We start from the raw sequence: 26848 nt of genomic DNA, 5'->3' as shown, positions 1-26848 counted from the left end.
GGATGGCGCGACGGTCGCCCCACAACAGCCACGCATGGCATGGCTCTACCGCGCAGGTACTGCCTGCGGTTCCCGCGCGGCTGCACGCCACGCCCGCAGCCCGAACAATGCCAGGCCCAGGAAGAACACGTACAACGCAGCAGTCACGTGCAGCGACTTGAACAGGTACGCGCCCACGTAGACCACGTCCACCACGATCCACACCCACCAGCAGGCGGCGTGTCGGCGTGCCTGCCACCACTGCCCGACCAGGCTCAACGCGGTCAGCATCGCGTCCAGCCATGGCAGCGCCGCATCGGTGAAGGTGTGCATGCCGGCGCCAAGCGCGACGCCGGCGCACAGGCCGATGGCGAGGTCGCGCAGCAGCGTGCCGCGCGCCAGCGGCACGATGCGGATGCTGCCCTCATCGGCCGCGTGCTGGCGCCAGTTGATCCAGCCGTAGACCAGGAAACCACCGAAGGCGACCTGCAGCAGCGTGTCCGAGTACAGCTTGGCCTCGGCGAACACCGCGCCGTACAGCGCGACCGACAGCAGGCCGACCGGCCACGCGGCCAGCCGTCGCTTTGCCATCAGCCACACCCCGAGGATGCTGAAGAGGGCTGCGGTCCACTCGAGCGCGACGCCGCTCACAGCGCGAACGTCACCGACAGGCGAGCCTGTCGCGGCGCACCGGGGAACAGGTAGTAGTCACCGCCGCTGCTGCCGGTGTCGCGCCAGTAGAAGCGGTTGAACAGGTTGTCCACCGACAGGTTCCAGGTCACGGCACGCTCGTGCATGCGGTGCTGGAAGCGCAGGCCAGCGTCGAACACCGAGTAGTCCGGTGCGCGTACACCGCCATCGGCGCGGGCGACGTTGGCGGCGGCGTAGCGCCAACCACCGGTCACGTCCAAGCCCTCGGCGAACGGCAGTGCATAGGCCAGATGCACGCTGGCGCGCACCTTCGGCACGTTCACCAGCTGATGGCCTTCATAGGCCGGAGTACCGCTGTCGCGTGCGCGCGCCTGCAGCACGCTGGCGCTGGCGACGATCTGCAGCGCGTCGGTCAGCTGGCCGTTGGCGGTCAGTTCCAGCCCGGTATGGGTCTGCTTGCCTTCTTCGACGAAGGTGTAGCCGGCATCACTGCCGTCCGGCTTTGCGTACTGGTAGGGCTGGGTAGTGCGGAACACTGCGGCGCCCAGGGTAAGAGCGTCCACCGGTACGTACTTCACACCCACTTCCAGCTGCCGCGACTGCATCGACGGCAGGAAGGTATCGGCGTTGGACGTCCAGAACGGTGCTTCCTGGCCCAGCGAAATGCCGCGCACGTAGCTGGCATAGGCGTTGAGCTGGTCGGTGGCCTTCCACACCAGCGCGGTCTGCGGCAGGAAGCGCGACAGGCGGCTGTGGCGCTGCGGCGTGCCCCGCTTGTCATAGGCGCGCTCGTCCAGGCGCACGAAGCGGCCACCGGCCAGCCACTGCCAGTCATCGCCGAAACTCATCCGGTCCAGTGCGAAGAACGCGGTCTGGCGGCTGTCCAGGCGTCGTGCCGATGCACCCGGCATCTTCGGCGAGGGCTCGAACACCGGCACCTGCGCATCGTGGATGTTGCTGGTGCCGACGTACTCGTTGACGCTCGGGCGCTTGTCGACGGTGCGGCGGAAGTAGTCGGCGCCGATGCTCAGCTGGTGGCCGACGCTGCCGGTGTCGAAGCTGCCGCGCAGTTCGGCACGTGCCTGCTGGTTACGGCGGGTGTCATCCGGGCTGCGGTAGTCGTAGATGTCGTAGTCGCCGTTGGGGGCGAAATAGTTGCCCGGCACGCTGCCGTCTGCGCACCCTGCGGTGTAGTAGCAGCCGTAGGCGAAAGCGACGTTGTCATCGATCACCGAGCGGCTGTGGCCGATCGACAGCCGCGACTGCCAGGCGTCGTTGAAGTCGTAGGTGTGCAGGGCGGTGATGTTGGTGCTGGCGATGTCCACCGGCCGCTGCCACGGCTGGTAGCCGAGCAGGCGCTCGCGGTCGACGCCGCGTGGCAGGTCCCGCGCGCCCAGCAGCTGGAAGCCGGACACCGAGCGCTGCGAGCTGGTCTGGTAGTTGGCATCCACTTCCAGCTTGCCGTGTTCGCCGATCAGCCAGTCGGTGGCCAGCGAATAGAAGTTGCGGCGGCCGTCGGCATGCTCAACGTAGGAATCGCTGGCATCCCAGGCGGCATTGAAGCGGACGCCGAAGCGCGGGGTCAGCCAGTGGCCGACATCCACGGCGGCATAGCGCGAGCCTTCCGAATCGGTGCCCAGGGTGACCGTGCGCACTTCCGCCGGGCGCTTGCCCACGTAGTTGATGATGCCGCCGGGCGCCATCACGCCAGCCGCGAGGCCGGCTTCGCCCTTCAGGATCTGCACTTCCTGGATGTTCTCCAGCGCTAGGCGCTGTTCGCCGGCGATGGACATGCCGTTGAAGCGGTAGCCGGTGGCCGCATCCAGCGCGAAGCCGCGGATGGCGATGTTCTGGTAGTAGCCCACCGGCGCATAGGCATCGCCCAGCGAGGCATCGTTGCTGGCCAGCTCGGACAGCGAACGCACCTGGCGACGGTCGAGGTAGTCGCGCTCCAGCACGTTCACCGAGGCGGGGGTGTCCTTCCAGGAGCCGCCACCGAATGCGTTGACGCGCGAGGTGTCGGTGGCCGGCTTGCCGGCCTGCACGCGTACCGCCGCCAGATCGGTGGGCGAGGACGGCGGAGCATCAACGGCGTCGGTGCCTGCCTCGCTGGCGTACAGCGGCAGGGCAGCGCAGAGGGCAAGGGCGAGCAGGGTGGGGCGCAGGCAGCGGTTCATTCGATTCGTCTTCAGACAACAAGGGAGACGAAGCGACGGCGCGCAGGTGCACCGGCCCATGACGGGGGTGTGGCTGCGGCTCAAAGCTCCCTACGCCGGTGCAAACCGGATCAGGTTCCAAGGGACTCTCTCAGCCTAGCAGATCCAGGCACCCCCGCTTCAGGTGACCATTTCACTACAAATGGTACGGATTTGCGAGCCGCCACCCTTCAGGCGGGGTCAGATCTCTTTCCAGCGGAAAGGCATCTGGCCCCGGCCGAGCGCATCATCGACGCATGTCGTCGATCTACTCGGTACCCAGCGGGTTGGGTGGCTCGCGGCTTACGCAGCGGCGTGCAGGGCCGCCAGCAGGGCCTGGCCGGAGGCCGTGGCGAACCAGGCCGGATGCCCGAGCATGAACGGCTGCCAGGCGACGTCGGCATTCGCGGTGGAGCGGGTGACCCCCTCGAAGTACTCCACTTCGGACAGAGCGAAGTCGAAATGGACCATCGGCAGCAGGTCGGCCAGCAGGTGCACGCGCGTGGGCGACAGCGGCAGTTCCTGTCGGTAGCCATCCAACAGGGCCAGGGCGATATCGATGCGTACCGCGTCGGTGCCGCGCTCCAGCTGCAGCCAGGCCACCGCGTTGCGTTCGATCGCGGTGGCCAGGTCGAACAGCGCGCTGGTCGGCGAGGCCAGACCGAAATCGAGCACCGTGGCAATCGTGCCGTCGTCGTTCCACAGCAGGTTGGAGACGTGCCAGTCGTTGTGCGCCCACAGCCGTGGTTCGTCCTGCAGGCGCGCGGCCAGGCCATGGTGCCAGGGCAGCACATCGCGGTGCAGTTGTTCTTCCCAGGGAATGCGCGCCAGGTAGCGGGCCAACCCGGGGCGGTTGCCGAGGTCGGCCTTCAGCGCGGCGATCGGGTCATCGGCGCGGATCAGGTCGTCGCGTGCCACCAGCAGATGGGTACTGCGTTGCGGGGCGTGGTAGCCGGCTGCCGCGCGGTGCAGCGTGGCCAGCATGCGCCCTGCCTCGCGGGCCTGGGCGACGTCGGTCAACGGCGACCATGACGGCAGCTCGCGATACAGGTCCCTGCCGGCGCCCACCGCATGCAGTTCGTAGGTCCACTGGCCGTGTTCGAGTGCGGTGCGGCCCTCGTTGCTGGCCAGTACCTGCACTACCGGCATGCCGGCAGTCGCCAGATGCGCGATGAAACGGTGTTCCTCTTCCAGGCTTCCAGCGCTGCGCACACTGTGGTGGTGGCGCTTGATGAAGACCGGACCGCCCGTGCCGTCGACGATGGCCGCGGCCGACAACGGACGCGGGCTGTGCCAGCGCAGCGTGCTGTCTGCGCCCAGCTGCGGAAAATGGCCACGCAGCCAGGTGATCTCCTGCGCGTCGATCGCCGGCCAGTCGGCGGCGACCTCGTCGTTGTTGAGGCCCTGCACGCGATGGGGGGAAGAAGTCATGCCACGGCCGCTGGTGAGTAAAGGAACATCCAAGGCTGCGCATTCAACGCCATGGACGCCACAGACGCAAACGGGCGGGTCATCGACCCGCCCGTCAGGGACACATCATGTGCGGCCTGTGGCCGGCGCGCTTACCAGCCGCGATGGCGGCCGCGGTCGTGGTAGTAACGGTTGTCATGGCGCTCGCGCTGCCAGCGACGGTCATCGCGGCGGTCATAGCCATAACCGCGGTTGTAGCCCCGGTCATAACGGCGATCGTAGCCACGGTCATAACGGCGGTCATAGCGCCCGTCGTAGCGGCGGTCATGGCGGTCGGAGGTGGTCAGGTTGCCGATGGCGCCGCCGGCAACCGCGCCGCCGACGGTGGCGGCCGGGTCGCCGTTGGAGATCAGGTGACCCGCCACGCCGCCGACGACGGCACCGACCACGGTGCGCTTGTCCTTCCTCGACATCGCGCTGGCATCACTGACCACGGCCACGCCAGCAAGAAGTGCCAGGGCCATCGCCAGACCACGGAAGCTGAGTGCGGAAGTGCTGAGCATGTTGGGTTCTCCTGTGAGGTGCATGCCACGGTGGGCAGGGAGGGCGCTGGGCGCCCCGGCTGCCGTAGGGACCACGCTGGTGCCCGGACATTGCCGGAACATTGCGCGCGATCCCCGTGCGGCTTGCGCATTCATCTAGCGTCAGGCGGCATGAAGCGAGGCTGAAAGCGCTGCGGCCGCTCAGCTGCCAGAAAGGAAAAGGGCCGCAGTACGCGGCCCTTCCCCTGCCTGGCTCAGTGGCCCATGGCGCGCTGGGCCTGCTTCACCTGCTCCTGCTGGGCGTCCTGCTGCTGTAGGACATTCGGTGCACCGTGCACCGCCCCACTGCTGAGCGCCATGCTCTGCTCGCTGGCAGCGCGGGTGTCCACCGCCGCGCGGCAGGCGGCCGGGTCGCCGGCGGTACCCTGTACGGCAAACATGCGCTCACCATTGGTGCTGGGCACCACCGAGTCGATGCGCTGCATGCCGCTGGCCTGCGCTTCCTTGGTCAGTGCAGCGGCGGCCGCCTCCAGTGCATGGCGGTCCTTGAAGGTGCCTGCCGGTAGGCCCTCCATGCCCTTCACGGCCTGGTTGTACATCGGGTTCTGCGGATGGCGCTCGTCATTGAGCAGCGGGCGCTCGCGCGCGTCCTTGATCGCATCCAGCGTCTTCGGGCCGATGATGCCGTCCACTGCCAGACCGTTGTCCTTCTGCAACTGGCGCACGGCAGCCTCGGTGTTGCGACCGAACTTTCCATCTTCGACCAGCGGTTTGCCGTCGGCGCCCACATATCCCAGGTGGCCCAGCTGTTCCTGCGCCCTGCGCACACCTTCGCCGTGCGCGCCCTGCTTATGCACTTCGTTGCTGGTCTGCGGCTTTTCCTGCGCCGCCGGCTTCGGCTCGGCCGCGCTCTTGGCTTGCGCCTGCTCATGCGTCTGGCTGCGGTTTTCCAGCAGGTCGCGTGCCTGGTGCAGCGGATCAGAGGCGAACAGCTTCCAGTTCGGGTGGTCCTTCACCTGCTTGAGGTAATCCTCCACCGGCATCGTGTGCACGCCCAGCTTGCCGGTGGACTGGCTGATCAGCAGCTTGTCGGTGTTCGGGTCACGCACCACCATCACGATGTGGTCGATGCCATTCCAGTGCTCGTGCTTGGTCTTGGCCGTATCCAGGCCGATCACGATGCCTTCCTTCAGCGCACCCGGCTTGAGGATGTCGTCGCGCTTGAGCAGCACGCCCGAGTCCTTGTAGGCCTCGTGCACGATCCCGCCGGAGCCGGCGAAGCCCAGCTTGATCTTGTCGGCGTCGGCGAACACCGCGTGGCCGGCCTTCTGGTTGATCTCGTCCTGGGTCTTGTTGAGCATCGTGCCGACCCAGCCGGAGCAGTCGATGTAGCCCTGGTCGACGTTCTTGCCGGTGACGCCCTTGCCACGGTAGTACTGGCTGGATTCGATGTTGATCGCGTACTTGACGTTGTCGTACTTCACGCCGGCGTTGTAGGCCGCATCCAGCGAAATGCCGGGTGCATCCGGCTTGGCTGCGGCAGCCGTGGCGGTGGCGGCGATGGTCGCGGCACCGGTGGCAACAGCGGCCTGCGCGGCCGGGGCCACGGTCTGCGTCGGTGCGGCCTGCACCGGTGCCGGACGTGCCTGGGCCTCGGTGATCGGCGCGATGTTCTTTTCCGGGATGCTGATCGCGTCGTACTTGCGGTCGTAGTACTGGGCGAAGGTACTGGCCAGGTCACGATCATTCATCGTGCGCATCTCGGCGCGCGTATGCCCGGTCAGCGCTTCCACGTCACCGCCGATCTGGCCCATGATGCGCGGGCGCATGTCGATCGGATCGCCGTGGCCGTCGCGCACCAGGCCGAACGTGCCGGTGGCGATCGCGGTCTGGATCGAACCGTAGCCGGCCGCACCCTGCTGGTGTGCCAGATACAGGTCCAGGCCGCTCGGCTTGTCATCACCGGACAGGTACGGGTGGCCGGTGCGGTCATGGCGCTTTTCCATGTCCACCAGGTTGCGCTTGAACATCTCCGCTGCCGCTTCAGTGTTGCGGGTCGGGTCGTACTCGTGGCCGGTCAGGCCGTACTGCTTGGCCGACGACGGCAGGAACTGGAACAGGCCCTTGGCATCGGTCTTGTCGTTGTGCGCGCGCTCGTCAAAGCGGCCACCGGTCTCGATGTGGGCAAAGCGCAGGAAGTCTTCGCTGGCGATGCCCTTGCGCTGTGCAACCTGCTCGATGATGTCGAGAACTTCCTTTCTGCTGTAGTCACGTTGTGCCATGACACTTCCTCTGGGGTTGATGGTGCGGCCTTTGCCGCGATACGCCAACCGGACTCATCCGTGAGTCTTCAACATGTCGGTCAACAGGTGCTGCGGGGTGGTGCGTCTTACTTTTCGACGTAGGCCTTGCGGGCGGCGTCGTAGTGGTACTGGCGTGCATCGGCCACACCCAGCGCACGGGTCTGGCCCGGGCCGGAAATGGTGGTGCCGGTGGCGGTGACACTGATGCTGGGCAGGTCGCTGCCGGCGACGGCGTTGAAGGCCAGAACGCCCTGGTTGCTGACGCACGGCATCACCTGGCCGTCGTCGCAGGCGGCCGAATTGTCTTCGCCGGTGATCACCGTGCCGAGGCTGGCCCAGACCTGGCCGTCTTCGGATTTCTCGTAGTCCGGGTTGAACACCAGCACGGTGTAGCTTTCGATGCTGGTACCGGTGGCGAAGGTGCTGGTCGGCACCGCCAGCACCAGCTTGCCGGCCGGGGTGCGGTACTCCAGCGGCTTGCGCTTGCTGTCTATGTCCGGCGCGGTGCCGTAGGCGCCGACGGTGCCGATCCACGGTTCGGCACCCTTGAACACCCACGGCCGATCCGGCTTGTCGCCGGTCAGGGTGAAGGTGGCCTCGGTGAGCGTGACCTGGCTGTCCGGACCGACGTCGTCTTCGCCGGGCTTGCCGTACTTCTGCGGCGTGTTCCAGGCAAAGCCGGTGTAATAGCGGGTGCCGGCCACTTCGAAGGCATGGCCGAACCAGAAGGTGGCGACACTGCCATTGGCTACTTCATACGAAACGGCACCATCGCCGTCGACGTCGTAGATGAAATACAGCACGCTGCCGGCATCGGGGGGCGTGGCGGTGGCCGTGGTGGCGGGTGTGGCGGAGCTCTGCATCGGGGCAACATCCTGTCGTGGCGCGGTGGCGCCCTGTGGTGACGCGGTCGAAGTCGAGGGGGTGCAGGCGCTGGCAAGCAACGCAACGAGCAGGCCGGCGAACGTCGCACACAGACGTGGGCGGACACGGGCCAAGCGGGATTGCGGAAGGATCTTCATGCACCTCTCCATGGTTTGCGGGCGTCGGACAGGAAGGCCAACGCAGAACACGCCCCACCCTCAGTGAGGGGGAACGTCGTGATGAGCCGGTCGATTCCTTCGACCTCGCATAGGAAAACCCATCAGGGCGGATGATGGCACAGATGCGACGATGATCACAGGGGGGCAGGGGGGAGGCTCCCCAAAGAGCTGTGAACGGTGTCTCAGATCCTGCCGTCGCGCAGGTAGTCGAACAGTTCCGCGTCACCCTTCAGCCCCAGCTTGAGCATGGCATCGCCCTTCTGACGGCTGATGGTGCTGACGCTCTTGTGCAGCTGCAGCGAGATTTCCTTCACCGTCATGCCAGTGCCGAGCAGGCGCAGCACCTCCACTTCGCGCGGTGACAACGGCTTGCCATCGCCCTCGCGCATGCGCCAGCTGCCGGCTTCCTCCACCCGCTCACGCAGGCTGCGGCTGATGTAGGACTGGCCGCGATAGACCGCCTGGATCGCCTGCGGCAGTTCATCCATTGACGAACTCTTGTCGACCAGGCCGAGCACGCCGCTGTCGAGCACCATGCGCAGGATCGCCAGGTTGTTGGAAACGCTGAGCATGAGCACCGGCAGGTCGGGATGGCGGCGGCGGATCATGCCGATCATGGCGAAGCCATCGGCCTGGGGGCTGCCGGGCATCGAATAGTCGGTGACCAGCAGGTCGCAGGGCTGGGTGGTCAGCAGGGTCATCAGCGCCTGGGCGTTGTCGGCCTCGCCAACGACTTTGCCAACGCCGCTGGACTCGATGACGGCGCGGGTACCGATGCGGACCACGGGGTGATCGTCTGCGATGATGATGCGCAAGGTCATGCTCTAGTATGGCCATCGGCACGCCGGACCGCGACTATCGCGGTCCTTGGCAGGACTTCCAGGAGATCGTTGCAGATGCGCAGCTGGGCGGCTCGTGGACTGATCCTGTTGACGACCCTGCTGGCTCTGCCGGCGCTGGCCCAGTCCGCGTCCGCGCCGGGACCGTTGCCGCTCAGTCCCCTGCAGCGCGAATACCTGGCCGCACATCCTGTTGTCGTTGTTGGACAGTATGACAGTGGCTGGCCCCCTTTTGAGTCGATCCAGGACGGGAAGCAGGTGGGCCTCGGCCCGGACTACCTGACGCTTTCGGCCCGTCAGCTTGGACTGAAGGTGGAGACGCGCCGCTTTGCAGACTGGCCCTCGGTGCTGGATGCGGCATGTCGCGGCGAGATCGACGTGGTAATGAACATCGCGCTCAGCGCCGAGCGTACCCGTTGCATGGTCTACACCGCCGCCTATGCCGAAGCACCGCTGGCCATGGTCGGGCGTCCCCAGGACCTGCGTGCTTCGGAGGCCCCCGATCTGGATGGCCTGCGCGTCGTGGTCGAGCAGGACTTCATGACCGGGCCGCAGGTGCGTGCGCGATTCCCAAGGGCACGACAACTTGTCGCAGACAACACGCTGACCGCCTTGAATATGGTCAGAGACGACAAAGCCGACATTTTCATCGGTAACGCCTACGTGGCAACGGAACTGATCGCCGCCGCCAAGTTGAAGGGCGTGGTGTTGCTGCGGCCCAGCGATCTGCCCCCGGAGCGCTTGCACTTCGGTGTGCCCAACAGCAAGCAGCCGTTGTCCGAAGCACTGGATCTGGCGCTGGCCGCGGTCAGCGAAGCCCAGCGCGACGCCCTCGCGCAGCGCTGGCTGCCACCGCCGCAGTGGTCGGCATCGGCGCAGCTGGCGTTGAGCCAGGCCGAAAAACGCGTGCTGCAGCAGCCGTTGAAGATCGGCTTTGCGCCCAATGCCGCTCCCCTGTCGTTCGCCGACAGGAATGGCAAGCCCAGTGGCCTGACCAATAAATACCTGCAGCGCCTGCTGCAGGCCGGCGCCAACCTGCAGGTTGAAAACAGCCATGACTGGTACGAGGTGCGCGAGAAGGCGCGTCGCGGGGAACTGCAGGCGGTGATCGGCATTCCTTCCGATTCGCGCTATCTCGGGCCGGAATGGGTGTTCAGCCAGCCCTTCATCACCGTGCCCAACGTGATCGTCACCCGCACGGATAGTCCGTCGATGCTGGGCTTGTCGGACCTGGACGGCAAACGCGTGCTGCTGTCCGATCCGGAGCGCATCCGCGGCTACGTGCAGCAGCAGGCACCATCGGTGAAGATCGTCGCCGCGCGCAGCGCCGAGCAGGCCCTGCAACGCCTTGCTGATGGCGAGGCCGATGCCTACGTGGGCAACCTGGCGCTGGTCGACCAGCTGCTGCGCAACCGCTTTCCGGGGCGCCTGCAACTGGCCGCACCTGCGGGGTTCAACGACCAGCTGGCGCTGGCGGTGGAGCGTCGTCATGCGGCCTTGGCCACCACCTTCGACCGCCTGCTGCTGCAGATGGGGCCACGCCAGCGCGAGGCCCTGCGCGGCGATTGGCTGGCGGTTGAATATCGCGATGGGGTGGACTGGCGCACGCTCCTGCGCTGGGGCCTTCCCCTGCTGCTGGTGCTGGCCACTGCGGTGGCGGTGCACGGGCTGGGGCACTGGCGGTTGCGCCGCGAAGTGGCCGGCCGCCGTGAGCTGGAGCAGCGCCTGGCCGAGGTGACCGACAACCTGCCTGCCATCGTCTACCAGGCCCGCCGCGAAGCGGACGGTACCTTGAGCTTTCCCTTCATTGCCGGCGATGTGCAGTCGATGTTCGGCATCAGCCGCCAGCAGGCGGAGACGGATGGGCAGGCGCTGTTGGCATGCATCGATGCCGATGACCGCGAAAAGGTGTTGCGCGCGATGGAACTGGCGGCGCGCAATTTCGCACCGCTTTCCTTCGAGTTCCAAGTCCATCGCGAAGGAAGCGCACCCTGCTGGGTGCGCAGCCAGGCGCACCCGTATTCCACCGAAGCGGGCGCGGTGACCTGGAGTGGTTACTGGGTGGACGTGAGCCAGGCGCGCGCGCAGGCCGACGCGCTGGCCGCGGCGATGGTCGAAGCCGAACAGGCAGCGGCAGCGAAGTCGCGCTTCCTGGCTACCATGAGCCATGAAATCCGCACGCCGATGAGTGGTGTGCTGGGCATGCTGGAAGTGCTGGCGCATTCGCCGTTGGACGCCGAACAGCAACGCATCCTTGGCGTGATCGAAGACTCGGCGCAGATGCTGCGGCAGATCCTGGACGACATCCTCGACTATTCGCGGATGGAAGCGGGCGCGCTGCGCCTGGAGCCGGTACCGCTGCCGGTGCGGCCCCTGCTGGAGGGGGTGCATCGATTGTTGTTGCCGCAGGCCACGGCGCGCGGCCTGGACCTGCAGCTGGACATCGACGAACAGCTGGCCCAGGCCCATGAAGTGGATGGCGTGCGTTTTCGACAGATCGTGTTCAACCTGGTCAGCAATGCCATCAAGTTCACCGTGAAGGGCTCGGTGCGGCTGCAGCTGGAGGTGCTGGGGCCCACTGCGGAGGATGGCAGCCAGCCGCTGCGCCTGAGTGTCACCGATACCGGCATCGGCATTGCGCCGGAGCAGTTGCCGACCCTGTTCGAACCCTTCACCCAAGCCGGCGCGTACATCCAGCGCGACCATGGGGGTGCCGGGCTGGGCCTGAGCATCTGCCGGCGCCTGGTGCAGAAGATGGACGGCGAACTGAAGCTGGAAAGCACGCTGGGCGAAGGGACGCGGGTCGAGGTGCTGCTGTCGCTGGTGGAGGCGCGCAGCGAGGATGTGATGGCGCTGCAGGCCGAGCATCAGCAGATCGCGCTGCTGCCCCCTGATCTGCGCCAGGCGCGGGTGATGGTCATTGAAGACCATCCCACCAACCAGGCGATGATGGCCTGGCGCCTGCAGCAGCTGGGCGTGCCACATGTGCTGGTCGATGACGGGCAGCAGGCCCTGGACCGGCTGGCGGAGGAATCGGAATCCTTCGATCTGGTCATCACCGATTGCCGCATGCCGGTGCTGGATGGATTCGGCTTCACCCGCCTGCTGCGCGAGCGCGAGGGCCGCAACGGCCAGCCGCGGATGCCGGTACTGGCGCTGACCGCCAGCGTGCTTGACGACGACGCACGCCGCTGCCGCGAAGCCGGCATGGATGACGTGCTGGCCAAACCGTTGTCGTTGGCGACGCTGCGACAGGCGCTGCTGCGCTGGCTGCCGCGCGCGGACGGTGTGGAGGATGACCAGACCGCAGTGGACAGCGACGATGAACCCGATGGCGACGAGGGCCTGCCCGACTTGTCGACTCTGCAGCGGCGCTTCGGTTCGCGCGAGATTGCCCAGCAGCTGCACGACAGCATGATCAAGGCCAGCAACGAGGACATCGCGACCCTGCAGCGTGCGCTGCAGGAAGGCGACCGGGTGACGGCCGCGCTGCATCTGCACCGGCAAGCCGGTGCGCTGGGCGCGGTGGGTGCACGGGGGCTGGCCGATCGCGCCAACGCGCTGGTCGAACGGTTGCAGGCCTCAGGCGAGGCTGAGATCGCAGCGGCGATCGCTGATGCCGGACAGTTCGTGGAGCATCTGCAGCACCAGCTGCAGCGCTTGGCTCACTGAGCCGCGTATTCCTGCAGGTAGGCGATCACCAGTGCGCGACGCTCCGCGCTCGGGAAGGCGTTGTACATGCGCGTGCCGGGCACCAGATGGGTGGGTGACTGCAGGAACGTATCCAGCGTCTGCGCGCTCCACACGATGTCGGCGCGGCGCATGGCCTGCGAGTATCCGTAGTCGGGCAGGCTGCCCGCACGACGGCCGATCACTCCGTGCAGGTTGGGCCCGTAGCGGTGGATGCCGCCGGCCTTGACGGTGTGGCAGCCGGCACACAGTTCGAATGCCTGCTGCATCGCCTGCTGGCGTGCCTGTTCCGGCGTGCTGGGCGCAGCCGGTGGGCGCTGGCACGCGCTGGCGGCCAGGGTCGTGGCAGCAACAAGAAGCAGATGAAAGGCGCGCATGGCGGGCAGGATAACGGTCGCACGCAACGTGGAGCTGCGACCGGCGGTCGCAGCCCCCTCACCGGTCACATGCCGGAGTAGTTCGGTCCGCCGCCGCCCTGCGGGGTCACCCAGACGATGTTCTGGGTCGGGTCCTTGATGTCGCAGGTCTTGCAGTGCACGCAGTTCTGCGCATTGATCTGCAGCCGCGCATCGTTGCCGTCGCCGACGAATTCGTACACACCCGCCGGGCAGTAGCGTGCTTCCGGACCAGCGTACTCGGCCAGATTCACCTTCACCGGGATGCTCGCATCCTTCAATGTCAGGTGGCTGGGCTGGTTCTCGTCGTGGTTGGTGCTGCTGAGGAACACCGAGCTGAGGCGGTCGAAGGTCAGCACGCCATCGGGCTTGGGATAGGCAATGCGCGTGTGCTTCGACGCCGGCTCCAGGCAGGCATGGTCCGGGATGCTGTGGCGCAGGGTCCACGGCGGATTGCGCACGCCCAGCTTCGGCAGCAGCCACTGCTCGATGCCGGTCATCAGCGTGGCCACGGTCTGGCCCTTCTTGAACCACTGCTTGAAGTTCTTCGACAGCTTCAGTTCGTCGTGCAGCCAGCTGGTTTCAAAGGCGGCCGGGTAGGCGCTGAGCTCGTCGTGCTGGCGATCGGCCACCAGCGCGTCGAAGGCGGCATCGGCGCACAGCATGCCGGTCTTGATCGCCGCGTGGCTGCCCTTGATGCGGCTGACATTGAGGTAGCCGGCCTCGCAGCCGACCAGTGCACCGCCGGGGAACACGGTCTTCGGCAGCGACATCAGGCCGCCGGCGGTGATCGCACGCGCGCCGTAACCGATGCGGGTGCCACCTTCCAGGTGCTTGCGGATCGACGGATGGGTCTTGAAGCGCTGGAACTCTTCGAACGGGCTCAGCCACGGGTTCCTGTAGTCCAGGCCGACCACGTAGCCGATGGCGACCTTGCCGCCGTCGGCGTGGTACAGGAACGCACCGCCGTAGGTATCGGTGTCCAGCGGCCAGCCGGCGGCGTGCACCACCAGGCCCGGCTCATGCTTGGCCGGGTCGATCTGCCACAGTTCCTTGATGCCGATGCCGTAGGCCTGCGGATCCTTGCCTTCGTCCAGCTTGAAACGGCTGATCAGCTGGCGGCCCAGATGGCCGCGCGCGCCTTCGGCGAAGATCGTGTACTTCGCCTGCAGCGCCATGCCGCGTTCGAAGGCCGGGCCGATGCTGCCGTCCTTTTCGATGCCCATGTCGCCGGTGGCCACGCCGATCACCGCGCCATCATCGCCGTACAGCACTTCGGCGGCGGCAAAGCCGGGGAAGATCGCCACTTCCAGCGCTTCGGCCTGCTGCGCCAGCCAGCGGGTGACCTCGCCGAGGCTGATGATGTAGTTGCCTTCGTTGTGGAAGCACTCGGGCAACAGCGCGTGCGGGGTGGTGCGCGCGCCGGTCTCGCTGAGGAACAGGAACTCGTCACGGGTGACCTTCTGCTTCAGCGGTGCGCCGCGCTCGGCCCAGTCAGGGAACAGTTCGGTCAGCGCGCGCGGGTCCATCACCGCACCGGACAGCACGTGCGCGCCGGGCTCGGAACCCTTCTCCAGCACACAGACCGACAGTTCACGACCGGCTTCGATCGCGCGCTGGCGCAGGCGGATCGCGGTGGCCAGGCCGGCCGGGCCGGCACCGACGATGACCACGTCGAATTCCATGACTTCACGCGGGGGCAGGGCGTTGGCTTCAGCACTCATCGATTGCATGACTCGTGGGTAGTGCCGGCATCGGGGCCACCGGCGGTTGCCTGGGAATCGCGCGTGCAGCCACGGGCGAAACGGTTGTTTGAATGTTGTCAGGGTACCGGGCTGCGCGTGATCGAGCTAGATCGCCGATGTTCACACCGCGATTGCTGCAGTGCAGCGTACGCAGCGTCGGTAGCCGCCAACCTTGGTTGGCGTCCGCGGGAACGCCAGCGCCGACCGAGGTCGGTCTCTACCGGCACACCAAACCCACCCGGATGACCGACAATGGCCGGGTCCCGTCTGCGTGTGAGTGCCATGGCTTTGGATCCGTACGACCTGTTCGATGTCCGTTCCCTGCTCAGCGAGGAAGAGCGCGCGGTACAGGAAAGCGTGGCCCGCTTCACCAACGAGCGCGTGCTGCCGATCATCGGCGATGCCTTCGACCAGGCGCGGTTCCCGTCGGAACTGGTGCCGGAGATCGCCTCGCTTGGCCTGCTCGGCGCCACGCTTCCGGCCGAGTACGGCGGCGGCGATCTGGGCGCGGTCAGTTACGGGCTGATCTGCCAGGAACTGGAGCGCGGCGATTCGGGCCTGCGCAGCTTCGTGTCGGTGCAGAGCTCGCTGTGCATGTATCCCATCTACGCGTACGGCAGCGAAGAGCAACGCCGGCAGTGGCTGCCGGCGATGGCGCGCGGCGAACTGATCGGTTGCTTCGGCCTGACCGAGGCGCATGGTGGTTCCGACCCGGCCAGCATGAAGACCCGCGCGGTGCGCGATGGCAGCGACTGGCGCATCAGCGGCAGCAAGATGTGGATCACCAGCGGCCCGGTGGCCGACCTGGCCATCATCTGGGCGCAGACCGAAGACGGCATCCAGGGCTTCGTGCTGGAAAAGGGCATGGCCGGCTTCACCACCCAGGAAATCAAGCACAAGATGAGCCTGCGCGCGTCGCTGACCGGCGCGCTGTTCTTCGACGACGTGCGCGTGCCCGACAGCCACCGCCTGCCGAACGTGAAGGGGCTGAAGGGTCCGCTGGGCTGCCTGACCCAGGCGCGCTTCGGCATCAGCTGGGGCCCGATCGGCTCGGCCATCGCCTGCCTGGATGAAGCGCTGGGCTATGCCAAGGAGCGGGTGCTGTTCGGCCGTCCGTTGGCCGCCACGCAGAGCGCGCAGATCAAGCTGGCCGACATGGCCCGGCGCATCACCATGGCGCAGCTGCTGGCGCTGCAGCTCGGCCGACTGAAGGAGGCCGGGCAGGTGCAGCCGCAGCAGGTCAGCCTGGCCAAGTGGAACAACTGCCGCATGGCGATCGACATCGCCCGCGAGTGTCGCGATCTGCTGGGTGGCGCCGGCATCACCACCGAGCACGTGGCGATCCGCCATGCGCTGAACCTGGAATCGGTGATCACCTATGAAGGCACCGAAACCGTGCACCAGCTGGTGATCGGCCGTGAGCTGACCGGCATCAACGCGTTCTGACAGGAATCCACGCATGGCGTGGATCTACCGGGATGGCGGTAGTCGCCAACCTTGGTTGGCGCTCCCGTGCCGACCAAGGTCGGCATCTACCAGACGATCATCCACGCGGGGCGTGGATCTACTGGCCGCCGGCAAACCCGTGCTGGCGCCACGCTTCGTACATCACCACCGCAACGGTGTTGGAAAGATTGAGGCTGCGGTTGTCCGGCCGCATCGGCAGGCGCAGGCGACAACCATCGGGCAGTGCATCGAGCACGTCCTGCGGCAGGCCACGACTTTCCGGGCCGAACAGAAAGGCATCACCGTCTTCGAACGCCACGCTGTCATAGCGGACGCTGGCACGCGTACTCAGGGCGAACAACCGCTTCGGTGCGATCCGTGCCAGCGCAGTGTCCAGGTCTGGATGCACCTGCAGGCGCGAGTACTCGTGGTAGTCCAGGCCGGCGCGCTTGAGCTGCTTGTCTTCCAGTGCGAAGCCGAGCGGCTCGACCAGGTGCAGCTGCGCGCCGGTGTTGGCGCAGAGCCGGATCACATTGCCCGTGTTGGGCGGGATTTCCGGTTCGAACAGGATCACGTGGAACTGGGGCGCGGCATTCATCGGCGCAGTGTACCTGCGACGGCCGCCGCCTTTACGACGCACGCCCTGCGATGGGCAGGGCGGACGTCGCTTACGGGCGCAGCAGGACCTGGGCGGTTTCGGCAGCGAAGGCCTGCAGCTGGGCAGCGCTCGGACGCACCTGCAGGGCCGGCAGGTTGACGATCACCTGGTTGGCGACGCTGGTGGCGGCGGCGGCCAGGGTGGCGGCGTAGCGCTGGGCTTCCTGCTCGGCAGCCAGGGCGACACGCTGTTCCAGGCTCGGGCGGACTTCAACCGAGGCCAGGGTGGTGATCGGCAGCGCGGCGGCGACCGGGGGGGCGATGAAGCCGTCGCGCTCGCTCAGCTGGTCCGCGCTCGGGCGCACTTCAACGGTGGCCAGGGTGCGGATGCCGCTGGCCTGTTCCCAGGCCTGCTGGACCAGCTGGTCGGCGGCCGGGCGGACCTGCACGGTGGACAGGGTCTTGATGGATTCGGAGGCCTGCACCGACGAAACAACCGCGGTGCCGGCGATCAGGGCGATGGCGATGGCAATGGTCTTGGCGTTCATGACGGGGCCTGTTTAGTGTTGGTGAGCAGTGGTGTGGTAGTAAGGTAGAACACCAGTTCTGGGAATGCAAGCGGAATTTTCGATTTCCTTCCTATGTTCAGTCTTCAGTCAGGTTTTGTCTGAAGCCCTTGCTGGCGCAGGAAGGACAAAGCAATCCCCGTGCCAACTTTTACCTATTGATTCGTAAGGGTTTTATGGCGAATGAAAAGTGTCCGCCGGGCGGACACCTGTCCATTCGGGGTGCCGCGGACACTGTCCGGACGTGAATCACCGCCGTTCGTGACCCTGAAACGCCGATCGCGATGGCCGATGTGGCCGATCACCCCCAGTGACTGGTGGCCGATACCGGTGGCCGCACGCCCGCGCTAGGATCGGGATTCACCTATGTGACCAAGGACCCGGATATGTCGCTCACCCTGCGCCCGCGCGCCGCGCTGCTCGCTGTTGCTCTCAGTACTGCTCTCGGCACGCTCGCGCCGACCTACGCGCTGGCGGCCAAGCCGGCCGCGACCAGCAAGGTCGACATCCCGTTCGAGCAGTTCACCCTGCCCAACGGCCTGCGGGTGGTGGTGCATACCGATCGCAAGGCACCGATCGTTGCGGTCAACATCTGGTACCACGTCGGCAGCAAGGACGAGCCCGCCGGCCGTACCGGCTTCGCGCATCTGTTTGAACACCTGATGTTCCAGAGCAGCGAGAACCACGACGGCGAGTACTTCGAGCCCTTCAAGCAGGTGGGCGCCACCGGCCAGAACGGCACCACCAATACCGACCGCACCAATTACTTCGAGAACGTGCCGACCACCGCGCTGGACATGGCGTTGTGGATGGAATCGGATCGCATGGGCCATCTGGTCGGCGCGATCGACCAGGCCGCGCTCGACGAGCAGCGTGGTGTGGTGCAGAACGAGAAGCGCCAGGGCGAGAACCAGCCCTATGGCCAGGTGTGGGAACAGCTCAACCGCGCGCTGTACCCGGTGGGCCACCCGTACCACCACAGCGTGATCGGCTCGATGAACGATCTCAACGCCGCCTCGCTGGATGACGTCAAGACCTGGTTCCGCACCTGGTATGGCCCGAACAACGCAGTGCTGGTGCTGGCCGGTGACATCGATCTGGCCACGGCAAAGGAAAAGGCGGCGAAGTACTTCGGCAGCATCCCGGCCGGCCCGACCATGGCGCAGCCGAAGGTGGACGTTGCCAAGCGCCCGGCCGACACCCGCGAGGTGATGACCGACAAGGTGCCGCAGGCGCGCATCTACCGCGCCTGGAACGTGGCCCAGGTTGGCACCACCGACGTCGACCAGCTGCAGCTGCTGGCCTATGTGCTCGGCGGCGCCAAGTCTTCGCGCCTGAGCCAGCGCCTGCAGCACCAGGACAAGCTGGTGGACAACATCAGCGCCGGCGCCTACGCCTCGCAGCTGGGTTCCAACTTCATGGTGATGGCGACGGTGAAGCAGGGCCAGGATCCGGCCAAGGTCGAAAAGATCATCGATGAGGAAATCGAGCGCCTGCTCAAGGAGGGCCCGACCGCCGAAGAACTGGCGCGCGCCAAGACCGGCTCGCGCGCTGCCTTCATCCGCGGCATCGAGCGCATCGGCGGCTTCGGCGGCAAGGCCGACGCGCTGGCCGAATGCACGGTGTACACCGGCGACCCGGGCTGCTTCCGCACCTCGCTGGCCAACATCGACAAGGCCACCGCTGCCGACCTCAAGCGCCTGGGCGCGCAGTGGCTGGACAAGGGCAGCCACACCCTGGTGGTCGAGCCCGGTGAACGCGTTGCGCTGAAGGAAGATCCGTCGCAGGCGCCGAAGCCGTTCAACGTGCCGGCCGTGGACAGCAAGTACAGCACCCTGCCCGAGCAGGTGGACCGCAAGGCCGGCGTGCCGCAGACCCGCGAGTTCCCGCAGCTGAAGTTCCCGGCACTGCAGCGCGCCACGCTGAAGAACGGCACCCAGGTGGTGCTGGCCGAACGCCATGAAATTCCGGTGGTGCAGTTCAGCTACCAGTTCCCGGGCGGCTTCACCGCTGATCAGGGCCGCAAGCCGGGCACCGCCAACTTCACCATGAGCCTGATGACTGAAGGCGCCGGCAAGCTGGGTTCGCTGGCCTTCGCCGATGCAGCCGATGCGCTGGGTGCGGACCTGGACGCTTCCGCCGGCCTGGATTCGGTGGACGTGGAACTGTCCGCGCTGAAGGAGAACCTGGTGCCGTCGCTGGCGCTGTATGCCAGCCTGCTGCGCGAGCCGCGCTTCGAGCAGAGCGAGATCGACCGGGTCAAGGCGACGTGGATCGCCGGTATCCAGCAGGAGAAGGTCAATCCGGGTGCGGTGGCGATGCGCGTGCTGCCGCCGCTGCTGTACGGCAAGGGCCACCCCTACGCGATCCCGTTCACCGGCAGCGGTGATGAAGCAGCGATCAGCAGCCTGGGCCGCGAAGACCTGGTCGACTTCCACCGCGACTGGCTGCGTCCGCAGGACGGCACCCTGATCGTGGTCGGCGACACCACCCTGGCCGAGATCGTGCCGCTGCTGGACAAGCAGCTGGGCGACTGGAAGGCCACCGGTGATGCGCCGACGATCAAGGCCACCACCGCCGTGGCACTGCCGAAGAGCCCGCGCGTGTTCCTGATCGACCAGCCGGGCGCGGTGCAGGCCAACCTGTTCGCCGGCCAGGTCGTGCCGCCGTCCAGCGACGCCAGCTCGACCCGCTTCGACATCGCCAACGGTGTGATCGGTGGCGACTTCACCTCGCGCCTGAACATGAACCTGCGCGAGGACAAGCACTGGTCCTACGGTGCCCGCACCAGCGCCAGCAACACCGTGGGCCAGCGCCCGTGGATGGCGATGGCACCGGTGCAGATCGACAAGACCGGCCCGGCCATGGCCGAAATGCGCAAGGAGATCGCCGAGTTCGCCAACGGCAGCAAGCCGGCGACCGACGCTGAAGTGGCGCGCATCCGCAACATCCAGACCCTGAGCCTGCCCGGTGCCTACGAGACCGCCAGCGCGGTGGCCGCGACCATCGGCACGATCGTGCAGTTCAAGCGTCCGGATGACTACGTGCTGCGCCGCAAGGCCGAGATCGAAGCGATGACCCCGGCACAGGTGCAGCAGGCGGCGGCGGAGATCAAGCCGCAGGCGCTGACCTGGGTGGTGGTGGGTGACCTCAAGCAGACCGAAGCGGCCGTACGCGCCTTGAAACTGGGCGAAGTGACCGTGATTGATGCCGAAGGCAACCCGGTCAAGAAATAAGGGACAGGCCTGCCCGCTCTAGCGGGCAGGCCTGCCGCGGTAGTGCCGGCCGCTGGCCGGCAACCCCGTGACCCCGCCCGGCTATCCCTGATTCAGACGGTTCAGGCACACTCCTGACATTCCCTTCCAGGATCCTGCCCATGCGCGTTCTGCTGCTGTCGTCCCTGTTGCTCACCGTCACCGCCTGCACCTGGGTGCCGATCGAACCGGCCGGCAAGGCGACCCGCGTGCTGCCGGCAGGCCCGGTACCGGCCGGGTGCATCTCCAAGGGCGAAGTGGTGGTGACCGTGAAGAGCAAGGTCGGCTTCTACAACCGCAACCCGCTGCGGGTGCAGGAAGAGCTGGAAACCCTGGCCCGCAATGAAGCCCCGACCACCGGCGCCAACGCCGTGCAGGCCGCTGCGGCCCCGGCCGATGGCAGCCAGCGCTTCGCTGCTTTCCAGTGCCCGCCGCGCTGAATCCTTCACCATACGGCCAAGGCTGAATTCGTAAAGATGCGGTGAAGGCCCGGGGGGTTATAGAATAGCGCCCCCTTTGCCTGAGCCTTGGCGCTAACCTCGATGCTCTTCAAGAATGTCTCGATTGCCGGCCTGGCTCACGTTGATGCGCCGCACACGCTGACGACCAAGGAAATCAACGAACGGCTGCAGCCGACGCTGGATCGCCTTGGTATCCGTACCGATGTCCTCGGCGATATCGCCGGCATCCACGCGCGCCGCCTGTGGGACAACGGCGTGCTGGCGTCCGACGCGGCCACCATGGCTGGCCGCAAGGCGCTGGAAGACGCAGGCATCGATGCGACGCAGGTGGGCCTGTTGATCAATACCTCGGTCAGCCGTGACTACCTGGAGCCGTCCACCGCGTCCATCGTGTCCGGCAACCTCGGTGTCAGCGACGAGTGCATGACCTTCGACGTCGCCAATGCCTGCCTGGCCTTCATCAACGGCATGGATATCGCGGCGCGCATGCTCGAGCGCGGTGAGATCGACTACGCGCTGGTGGTGGATGGCGAGACCGCCAACCTGGTGTACGAAAAGACCTTGGAGCGGATGACCGCGCCGGACGTCACCGCCGACGACTTCCGCAACGAGTTGGCGGCGCTGACCACCGGTTCCGGTGCGGCCGCGATGGTGATGGCCCGTTCGGAGCTGGTGCCCGACGCGCCGCGCTACAAGGGTGGCGTGACCCGTTCGGCCACCGAGTGGAACCAGCTGTGCCTGGGCAACCTGGACCGCATGGTCACCGACACCCGCATGCTGCTGATCGAGGGCATCAAGCTGGCCCAGAAGACCTTCACCGCCGCCAAGATCGCACTGGGCTGGGCCGTGGAAGAGCTGGACCAGTTCGTCATCCACCAGGTCAGCCAGCCGCACACCGCGGCGTTCATCAAGAATTTCGGCATCGACCCGAAGAAGGTCATGACCATCTTCGGCGAGCACGGCAACATCGGTCCGGCCTCGGTGCCGATCGTGCTGAGCAAGCTCAAGCAGCTGGGCAAGCTGAAGAAGGGCGATCGCATCGCGCTTCTGGGCATCGGCTCGGGCCTGAACTGCTCGATGGCCGAAGTGGTCTGGTAAGACCCTTCTGCCAGACTCCCTGTAGAGCCGAGCCCACGCTCGGCTCACGCGCGCAGCGCGGTTCTTCCGCGGCCTGACCGGAGAGCAGCCGAGCATCGGCTCGGCTCTACACTGCGCCGCGATTCTTCCAAGGTGTTCCGCATGCGCGATCTTCCCGGTTACCCCGCCCACCCGCAGCGCTTTGAGGTCCGCCCCGGCCTGTCGATGAACTATCTCGACGAAGGCCCGCGCGACGGCGAGGTGGTGGTGATGGTGCACGGCAACCCGTCGTGGAGCTATTACTGGCGCACGCTGGTGGCCGGCCTGTCGGACCGCTACCGCTGCATCGTGCCGGACCATATCGGCATGGGCCTGTCGGACAAGCCCGACGACAGCCGCTACGAGTACACGCTGCAGTCGCGCGTGGATGATCTGGATGCACTGCTGAAGCATCTGGGCATCACCGGCCCGGTGACCCTGGCCGTGCACGACTGGGGCGGCATGATCGGCTTCGGCTGGGCGCTGTCGCACCACGACCAGGTCAAGTGCCTGGTGGTGCTCAACACCGCCGCGTTCCCGATGCCGGCGGCGAAGAAGATGCCGTGGCAGATCGCGCTGGGGCGGCACTGGAAGATCGGCGAGTGGATCATCCGCACCTTCAATGCGTTCTCCTCCGGCGCGTCGTGGCTGGGCGTGGAGCGGAAGATGCCGGCCGACGTGCGCCGCGCCTATGTGTCGCCGTACAACAGCTACGCCAACCGCATCAGCACCATCCGCTTCATGCAGGACATCCCGCTGTCGCCGGCCGACAAGGCGTGGTCACTGCTGGAGCGCGCTGGCAAGGCACTGCCGTCCTTCGCCGATCGCCCGGCTTTCCTCGGCTGGGGCCTGCGCGATTTCGTGTTCGATCACCACTTCCTGAAGGGCTTCCAGGCCGCATTGCCGCAGGCGCAGGTACATGCCTTCGAGGATGCTGGCCACTACGTGCTGGAAGACAAGCATGAAGTGCTGGTGCCGGAGATCCGCGCGTTCCTGGACGCGAATCCGATCTGAGAGGTGTGCCGACCAACGGTCGGCACCCACCGGGAGAAGGAGTGGGTAGGTGTCGACCGTTGGTCGGCACGCCGGACTACGCCGCGATCGGGGCCTGCGGCGAGGGGCTGTTGCCGTTGTCGTCCGGGTGGTCGTCGTCGTTGCCTGCTTCGTCGCGCCAGCGCCAATCGGCCAGGGTCAGCGGATCCAGGCCATAGGCGATGCGCGCCTTGTCGCACTGCGCGCTGGCCTTGCCGTATTCCCATGACGCATCCACTTCGCGGCACACGCTGGGCCGGTTGGGATGGATCGTGCAGCGCGAATAGACGCCGATCTGCGCATCCAGCGCCACGCAGCGCACCGGCTTGGAATGGGTGCCGCGCATGCACAGGCGATGCGGGTCGAGCACCTCGGTGAGCTGGTGCGGCACGCCGCCGGGGGTGACCTCGTCCGATTCCATCCAGTGGAAGGCCACGCGGTACTGGGTGCAGCAGGCGCCGCAGGTCATGCAGGGATGTTGCATGGGCAAGCCGCCTCGGGCGGCATCGGGAAAGGGACGAGGATGCGGATTTTCCACGCTGGCGGCCGCCGCGCAAGAAATTCCGTAAGCGGCGACAATGAACGGATGAACCGATCCTGCAATATCGCCGCGCGGCTGCCCGAGCTGGCGCGTGAACGCCCCCACCAGATCGCCATCCGCTGCCCCGGCCGCCGCGGCGCCGGCAACGGCATGGCGGCCTACGACGTGACCCTGGATTACCGCCAGCTGGACGCCCGCAGCGATGCGATGGCGGCCGGCCTGGCCGGCTACGGGATCGGCCGCGGGGTGCGTACGGTGGTGATGGTGCGGCCGTCGCCGGAGTTCTTCCTGCTGATGTTCGCCCTGTTCAAGCTGGGCGCGGTGCCGGTGCTGGTCGATCCGGGCATCGACAAGCGCGCGCTGAAGCAGTGCCTGGACGAGGCACAGCCGCAGGCCTTCATCGGTATCCCGCTGGCCCACGTGGCGCGGCTGGCGCTGCGCTGGGCGCCCGCGGCGACCCGTTTGGTCACGGTGGGCCGTCGGCTCGGCTGGGGCGGTACCACCCTGGCCGCGCTGGAGCGTGCCGGCGCCAACAGCGGCGCGATGCTGGCCGATACCGATGGCGAGGACACCGCGGCGATCCTGTTCACCAGCGGCTCCACCGGCGTGCCCAAGGGCGTGGTTTACCGCCACCGCCACTTCGTCGGTCAGATCGAGCTGCTGGGCAGCGCCTTCGGCATGGAGGCGGGTGGGGTGGATCTGCCGACCTTCCCGCCGTTTGCCCTGTTCGATCCCGCGCTGGGCCTGACCTCGGTCATTCCGGACATGGATCCGACCCGGCCGGCACAGGCCGACCCGGCGCGCCTGCATGACGCCATCCAGCGCTTCGGGGTGACCCAGCTGTTCGGCTCGCCGGCGTTGATGCGGGTGCTGGCACGGCACGGGCGGCCGCTGCCATCGGTGACCCGGGTGACCTCCGCCGGTGCACCGGTGCCGCCGGACGTGGTCGCCACCATCCGCAGCCTGCTGCCGGCCGATGCCCAGTTCTGGACACCGTATGGCGCCACCGAGTGCCTGCCGGTGGCAGTGGTCGAGGGGCGCGAGCTGGAGCGTACGCGCGCGGCCACCGAGGGCGGCGCCGGCACCTGCGTCGGCAGCGTGGTCGCACCGAACGAAGTACGCATCATCGCCATCGACGACGCGCCGCTGCCGGACTGGTCGCAGGCGCGCCTGCTGGCCGTGGGCGAAGTCGGCGAGATCACCGTGGCAGGGCCGACCGCCACTGACAGCTATTTCAACCGCCCGCAGGCGACGGCGGCGGCGAAGATCAGCGAAACCCTGGCCGATGGCAGCGTCCGCATCGTGCATCGCATGGGCGATGTCGGCTACTTCGATGCGCAGGGGCGGCTGTGGTTCTGTGGCCGCAAGACCCATCGCGTGGAAACCGCGCACGGGCCGCTGTACACCGAACAGGTCGAGCCGGTGTTCAACACCGTGCCCGGGGTGGCACGCACGGCCTTGGTCGGCGTCGGCGCAGCCGGTGCGCAGGTGCCGGTGCTGTGCGTGGAGCTGCAGCGTGGCCAGTCCGACAGCCCTGCGTTGCGTGAGGCGCTGCATGCCACGGCCGCTGCGCGTCTGCCCGAGCTGACGCTGGAACACGTGCTGATGCACCCGGCGTTCCCCGTCGATATCCGTCACAACGCCAAGATCGGCCGCGAGAAGCTCGCCGTCTGGGCCCGCGCCGAACTGGAGAAGCGCGCATGAAGATCCTGGTCACCGGTGGTGGTGGGTTCCTTGGCCAGGCGCTGTGCCGTGGCCTGCTCGAACGTGGCCACCAGGTGCTGGCGTTCAACCGCAGCCATTACCCGGAACTGCAGGCGCTGGGCGTGGGCCAGATCCGCGGCGACCTGGCTGACCCGCAGGCAGTGCTGCATGCGGTGGCCGGCGTCGATGCGGTGTTCCACAACGGTGCCAAGGCCGGTGCCTGGGGCAGCTATGACAGCTATCACCAGGCCAACGTGGTCGGCACCGACAACGTCATCGCGGCCTGCCGCGCCCATGGCATCGGCAAGCTGGTCTACACCTCAACGCCCAGCGTGACCCATCGCGCCACGCACCCGGTGGAAGGACTGGGTGCGGACGAAGTCCCCTATGGCGAGGATTTCCAGGCGCCGTATGCAGCAACCAAGGCGATTGCCGAACAGCGGGTGCTGGCGGCCAACGACGCCACGCTGGCGACCGTGGCGCTGCGCCCGCGGTTGATCTGGGGCCCGGGCGACCAGCAGCTGGTGCCGCGCCTGGCCGATCGTGCACGCGCTGGCCGCCTGCGCCTGGTGGGCGACGGCAACAACAAGGTCGACACCACCTACATCGACAACGCCGCGCTGGCGCATTTCCTCGCCTTCGAGACGCTGGCACCGGGCGCGGCCTGCGCCGGCAAGGCGTACTTCATTTCCAATGGCGAGCCGCTGCCGATGCGCGAGCTGGTCAACAAGCTGCTGCAGGCGGTGGGTGCTCCAACCGTGGACAAGGCGATCAGCTTCAAGACCGCGTATCGCATCGGCGCGATCTGCGAGCGGCTGTGGCCGCTGCTGCGCCTGCGTGGCGAGCCGCCGCTGACGCGCTTCCTGGCCGAGCAGCTGTGCACGCCGCACTGGTACAGCATGGAGCCGGCACGTCGTGATTTCGGCTACGTGCCGCAGGTCAGCATCGAAGAAGGACTGCGACGGCTGAAGGCGGCATCATGACGGCGGCATCACCGCGCTGAAGCCTTCATTACGCGCAGAGATCGCCATCACCGGTTGCACACCGGCAGATGCGCAGGATGGACACAACGCCACCCACGGCCGACCACCTGCGAGGAGCACCATGCTGCATTACGCCGTCATCTTCTTTGTCATCGCCATCATCGCCGCCGTGCTCGGTTTCTCCGGCATTGCCGGTGCCGCCAGCAACATTGCCTGGATCCTGTTCGTGGTGTTCCTGGTGCTGGCCGTGATCTCGATGTTCCGCAAGCGCACATGACCGCTTGAGCGGTAGTGCCGGCCGCTGGCCGGCAACCTCGACAACCCGGGGTTGCCGGCCAGCGGCCGGCACTACCAGC

At 66.9% G+C, this 26848-nt stretch carries 21 protein-coding genes and 1 riboswitch; of the genes, 9 read left to right on the top strand and 12 right to left on the bottom strand.

All coding sequences use genetic code 11. The features are described from left to right. Positions 1 to 45: 45 nt before the first annotated feature. From pnuC to HFK18_RS04010, 7 genes are all read right to left on the bottom strand, one after another. Positions 46 to 630 carry a nicotinamide riboside transporter PnuC gene (pnuC, locus tag HFK18_RS04040; RefSeq protein WP_180164546.1) on the bottom strand — a complete coding sequence of 195 codons (585 nt, stop codon included), beginning with the start codon at positions 628 to 630 and terminating at the stop codon, positions 46 to 48. Beyond that, entirely contained in the window at positions 627 to 2807 is a 2181-nt protein-coding gene (locus HFK18_RS04035) for a TonB-dependent siderophore receptor (protein ID WP_180164544.1), read from the bottom strand. Before HFK18_RS04035 ends, pnuC begins: the two co-directional genes overlap by 4 nt. 70 nt (positions 2808 to 2877) lie before the next feature. After that, positions 2878 to 2973, bottom strand: a riboswitch (TPP riboswitch). 155 nt (positions 2974 to 3128) lie between these two features. After that, positions 3129 to 4256: a phosphotransferase gene (locus tag HFK18_RS04030; RefSeq protein WP_180164542.1), complete on the bottom strand. Its 1128-nt coding sequence runs from the start codon at positions 4254 to 4256 to the stop codon at positions 3129 to 3131. 131 nt (positions 4257 to 4387) lie between these two features. Next, entirely contained in the window at positions 4388 to 4798 is a 411-nt protein-coding gene (locus tag HFK18_RS04025) for a glycine zipper 2TM domain-containing protein (protein WP_059063181.1), read from the bottom strand. 233 nt (positions 4799 to 5031) lie between these two features. Then, positions 5032 to 7059, bottom strand: a complete 2028-nt coding sequence (locus HFK18_RS04020; protein WP_180164540.1) for a peptidoglycan-binding protein — start codon at positions 7057 to 7059, stop codon at positions 5032 to 5034. A 107-nt stretch (positions 7060 to 7166) separates the two neighbouring features. After that, a complete protein-coding gene (locus tag HFK18_RS04015; RefSeq protein WP_257216064.1) occupies positions 7167 to 8102 on the bottom strand; it encodes a hypothetical protein in 936 nt (311 codons plus the stop codon). 203 nt (positions 8103 to 8305) lie between these two features. Beyond that, positions 8306 to 8944, bottom strand: coding sequence for a response regulator transcription factor (locus HFK18_RS04010; protein WP_100554383.1), 639 nt, complete (start codon positions 8942 to 8944; stop codon positions 8306 to 8308). Positions 8945 to 9019: 75 nt separating this feature from the next. Here HFK18_RS04010 and HFK18_RS04005 point away from each other — a divergent pair, with 75 nt between their 5' ends. Beyond that, entirely contained in the window at positions 9020 to 12634 is a 3615-nt protein-coding gene (locus HFK18_RS04005) for a transporter substrate-binding domain-containing protein (protein WP_180164538.1), read from the top strand. On the opposite strand, the gene HFK18_RS04000 is transcribed toward HFK18_RS04005, so the two are convergent. Both HFK18_RS04000 and HFK18_RS03995 read right to left on the bottom strand, forming a co-directional pair. Next, on the bottom strand, positions 12628 to 13029 hold the full coding sequence (locus tag HFK18_RS04000) for a c-type cytochrome (protein ID WP_180164536.1): 402 nt from the start codon (positions 13027 to 13029) through the stop codon (positions 12628 to 12630). The two genes, HFK18_RS04005 and HFK18_RS04000, sit on opposite strands and share 7 nt — an antisense overlap. 65 nt (positions 13030 to 13094) lie before the next feature. Next, entirely contained in the window at positions 13095 to 14771 is a 1677-nt protein-coding gene (locus HFK18_RS03995) for an electron transfer flavoprotein-ubiquinone oxidoreductase (protein ID WP_180164534.1), read from the bottom strand. A gap of 303 nt (positions 14772 to 15074) precedes the next feature. On the opposite strand from HFK18_RS03995, the gene HFK18_RS03990 reads away from it, so the two are divergent. Beyond that, on the top strand, positions 15075 to 16238 hold the full coding sequence (locus HFK18_RS03990; protein WP_100461852.1) for an acyl-CoA dehydrogenase family protein: 1164 nt from the start codon (positions 15075 to 15077) through the stop codon (positions 16236 to 16238). Positions 16239 to 16356: 118 nt separating this feature from the next. On the opposite strand, the gene HFK18_RS03985 is transcribed toward HFK18_RS03990, so the two are convergent. After that, on the bottom strand, positions 16357 to 16836 hold the full coding sequence (locus HFK18_RS03985; RefSeq protein WP_180164532.1) for a tRNA (cytidine(34)-2'-O)-methyltransferase: 480 nt from the start codon (positions 16834 to 16836) through the stop codon (positions 16357 to 16359). Between the two features lie 70 nt (positions 16837 to 16906). Then, on the bottom strand, positions 16907 to 17383 hold the full coding sequence (locus tag HFK18_RS03980) for a hypothetical protein (RefSeq protein ID WP_180164530.1): 477 nt from the start codon (positions 17381 to 17383) through the stop codon (positions 16907 to 16909). 404 nt (positions 17384 to 17787) lie between these two features. Between HFK18_RS03980 and HFK18_RS03975 the strand changes: the two genes are divergently transcribed. The 4 genes from HFK18_RS03975 to HFK18_RS03960 all read left to right on the top strand — a co-directional run bounded on the left by HFK18_RS03975 (position 17788) and on the right by HFK18_RS03960 (position 23246). Continuing rightward, entirely contained in the window at positions 17788 to 20637 is a 2850-nt protein-coding gene (locus HFK18_RS03975) for a pitrilysin family protein (protein ID WP_180164528.1), read from the top strand. A 140-nt stretch (positions 20638 to 20777) separates the two neighbouring features. Next, positions 20778 to 21095: a DUF4156 domain-containing protein gene (locus HFK18_RS03970; protein ID WP_025875855.1), complete on the top strand. Its 318-nt coding sequence runs from the start codon at positions 20778 to 20780 to the stop codon at positions 21093 to 21095. Positions 21096 to 21197: 102 nt separating this feature from the next. Beyond that, the gene (locus HFK18_RS03965; protein ID WP_025875853.1) at positions 21198 to 22214 is read left to right on the top strand and encodes a 3-oxoacyl-ACP synthase III; all 1017 of its coding nucleotides are present in this window, start codon (positions 21198 to 21200) and stop codon (positions 22212 to 22214) included. 141 nt (positions 22215 to 22355) lie between these two features. Continuing rightward, on the top strand, positions 22356 to 23246 hold the full coding sequence (locus tag HFK18_RS03960; RefSeq protein WP_180164526.1) for an alpha/beta fold hydrolase: 891 nt from the start codon (positions 22356 to 22358) through the stop codon (positions 23244 to 23246). A gap of 76 nt (positions 23247 to 23322) precedes the next feature. Here the strand turns inward: HFK18_RS03960 and HFK18_RS03955 are convergent, their stop codons facing one another. Continuing rightward, positions 23323 to 23748, bottom strand: coding sequence for a YkgJ family cysteine cluster protein (locus HFK18_RS03955; protein ID WP_089241582.1), 426 nt, complete (start codon positions 23746 to 23748; stop codon positions 23323 to 23325). Between the two features lie 102 nt (positions 23749 to 23850). Between HFK18_RS03955 and oleC the strand changes: the two genes are divergently transcribed. The 3 genes from oleC to HFK18_RS03940 all read left to right on the top strand — a co-directional run bounded on the left by oleC (position 23851) and on the right by HFK18_RS03940 (position 26769). Then, on the top strand, positions 23851 to 25509 hold the full coding sequence (gene oleC / locus HFK18_RS03950; RefSeq protein WP_180164524.1) for an olefin beta-lactone synthetase: 1659 nt from the start codon (positions 23851 to 23853) through the stop codon (positions 25507 to 25509). Further along, complete coding sequence (gene oleD / locus HFK18_RS03945; protein ID WP_180164522.1) at positions 25506 to 26492, top strand: 2-alkyl-3-oxoalkanoate reductase; 987 nt, start codon at positions 25506 to 25508, stop codon at positions 26490 to 26492. The genes oleC and oleD overlap by 4 nt, the downstream gene beginning before the upstream one ends. A 121-nt stretch (positions 26493 to 26613) precedes the next feature. Further along, entirely contained in the window at positions 26614 to 26769 is a 156-nt protein-coding gene (locus HFK18_RS03940; protein ID WP_025875842.1) for a DUF1328 domain-containing protein, read from the top strand. Positions 26770 to 26848: the final 79 nt, after the last annotated feature.

The sequence above is a fragment of the Stenotrophomonas sp. SbOxS2 genome (assembly GCF_013416715.1).
GTDB lineage: Bacteria > Pseudomonadota > Gammaproteobacteria > Xanthomonadales > Xanthomonadaceae > Stenotrophomonas > Stenotrophomonas lactitubi.
Note: the sequence above shows the minus strand (reverse complement) of the source record. Positions and strands in the feature narration are given on the sequence as shown.

Excerpts from the sequence above, each read along its gene's own strand:
- HFK18_RS04035 (WP_180164544.1), bottom strand. The coding sequence starts at position 2,807 with ATGAACCGCTGCCTGCGCCCCACCCTGCTCGCCCTTGCCCTCTGCGCT.
- HFK18_RS04030 (WP_180164542.1), bottom strand. The coding sequence starts at position 4,256 with ATGACTTCTTCCCCCCATCGCGTGCAGGGCCTCAACAACGACGAGGTC.
- HFK18_RS04025 (WP_059063181.1), bottom strand. The coding sequence starts at position 4,798 with ATGCTCAGCACTTCCGCACTCAGCTTCCGTGGTCTGGCGATGGCCCTG.
- HFK18_RS04020 (WP_180164540.1), bottom strand. The coding sequence starts at position 7,059 with ATGGCACAACGTGACTACAGCAGAAAGGAAGTTCTCGACATCATCGAG.
- HFK18_RS04015 (WP_257216064.1), bottom strand. The coding sequence starts at position 8,102 with ATGAAGATCCTTCCGCAATCCCGCTTGGCCCGTGTCCGCCCACGTCTG.
- HFK18_RS04010 (WP_100554383.1), bottom strand. The coding sequence starts at position 8,944 with ATGACCTTGCGCATCATCATCGCAGACGATCACCCCGTGGTCCGCATC.
- HFK18_RS04005 (WP_180164538.1), top strand. The coding sequence starts at position 9,020 with ATGCGCAGCTGGGCGGCTCGTGGACTGATCCTGTTGACGACCCTGCTG.
- HFK18_RS04000 (WP_180164536.1), bottom strand. The coding sequence starts at position 13,029 with ATGCGCGCCTTTCATCTGCTTCTTGTTGCTGCCACGACCCTGGCCGCC.
- HFK18_RS03995 (WP_180164534.1), bottom strand. The coding sequence starts at position 14,771 with ATGAGTGCTGAAGCCAACGCCCTGCCCCCGCGTGAAGTCATGGAATTC.
- HFK18_RS03990 (WP_100461852.1), top strand. The coding sequence starts at position 15,075 with ATGGCTTTGGATCCGTACGACCTGTTCGATGTCCGTTCCCTGCTCAGC.
- HFK18_RS03985 (WP_180164532.1), bottom strand. The coding sequence starts at position 16,836 with ATGAATGCCGCGCCCCAGTTCCACGTGATCCTGTTCGAACCGGAAATC.
- HFK18_RS03980 (WP_180164530.1), bottom strand. The coding sequence starts at position 17,383 with ATGAACGCCAAGACCATTGCCATCGCCATCGCCCTGATCGCCGGCACC.
- HFK18_RS03975 (WP_180164528.1), top strand. The coding sequence starts at position 17,788 with ATGTCGCTCACCCTGCGCCCGCGCGCCGCGCTGCTCGCTGTTGCTCTC.
- HFK18_RS03970 (WP_025875855.1), top strand. The coding sequence starts at position 20,778 with ATGCGCGTTCTGCTGCTGTCGTCCCTGTTGCTCACCGTCACCGCCTGC.
- HFK18_RS03965 (WP_025875853.1), top strand. The coding sequence starts at position 21,198 with ATGCTCTTCAAGAATGTCTCGATTGCCGGCCTGGCTCACGTTGATGCG.
- HFK18_RS03960 (WP_180164526.1), top strand. The coding sequence starts at position 22,356 with ATGCGCGATCTTCCCGGTTACCCCGCCCACCCGCAGCGCTTTGAGGTC.
- HFK18_RS03955 (WP_089241582.1), bottom strand. The coding sequence starts at position 23,748 with ATGCAACATCCCTGCATGACCTGCGGCGCCTGCTGCACCCAGTACCGC.
- oleC (WP_180164524.1), top strand. The coding sequence starts at position 23,851 with ATGAACCGATCCTGCAATATCGCCGCGCGGCTGCCCGAGCTGGCGCGT.
- oleD (WP_180164522.1), top strand. The coding sequence starts at position 25,506 with ATGAAGATCCTGGTCACCGGTGGTGGTGGGTTCCTTGGCCAGGCGCTG.
- HFK18_RS03940 (WP_025875842.1), top strand. The coding sequence starts at position 26,614 with ATGCTGCATTACGCCGTCATCTTCTTTGTCATCGCCATCATCGCCGCC.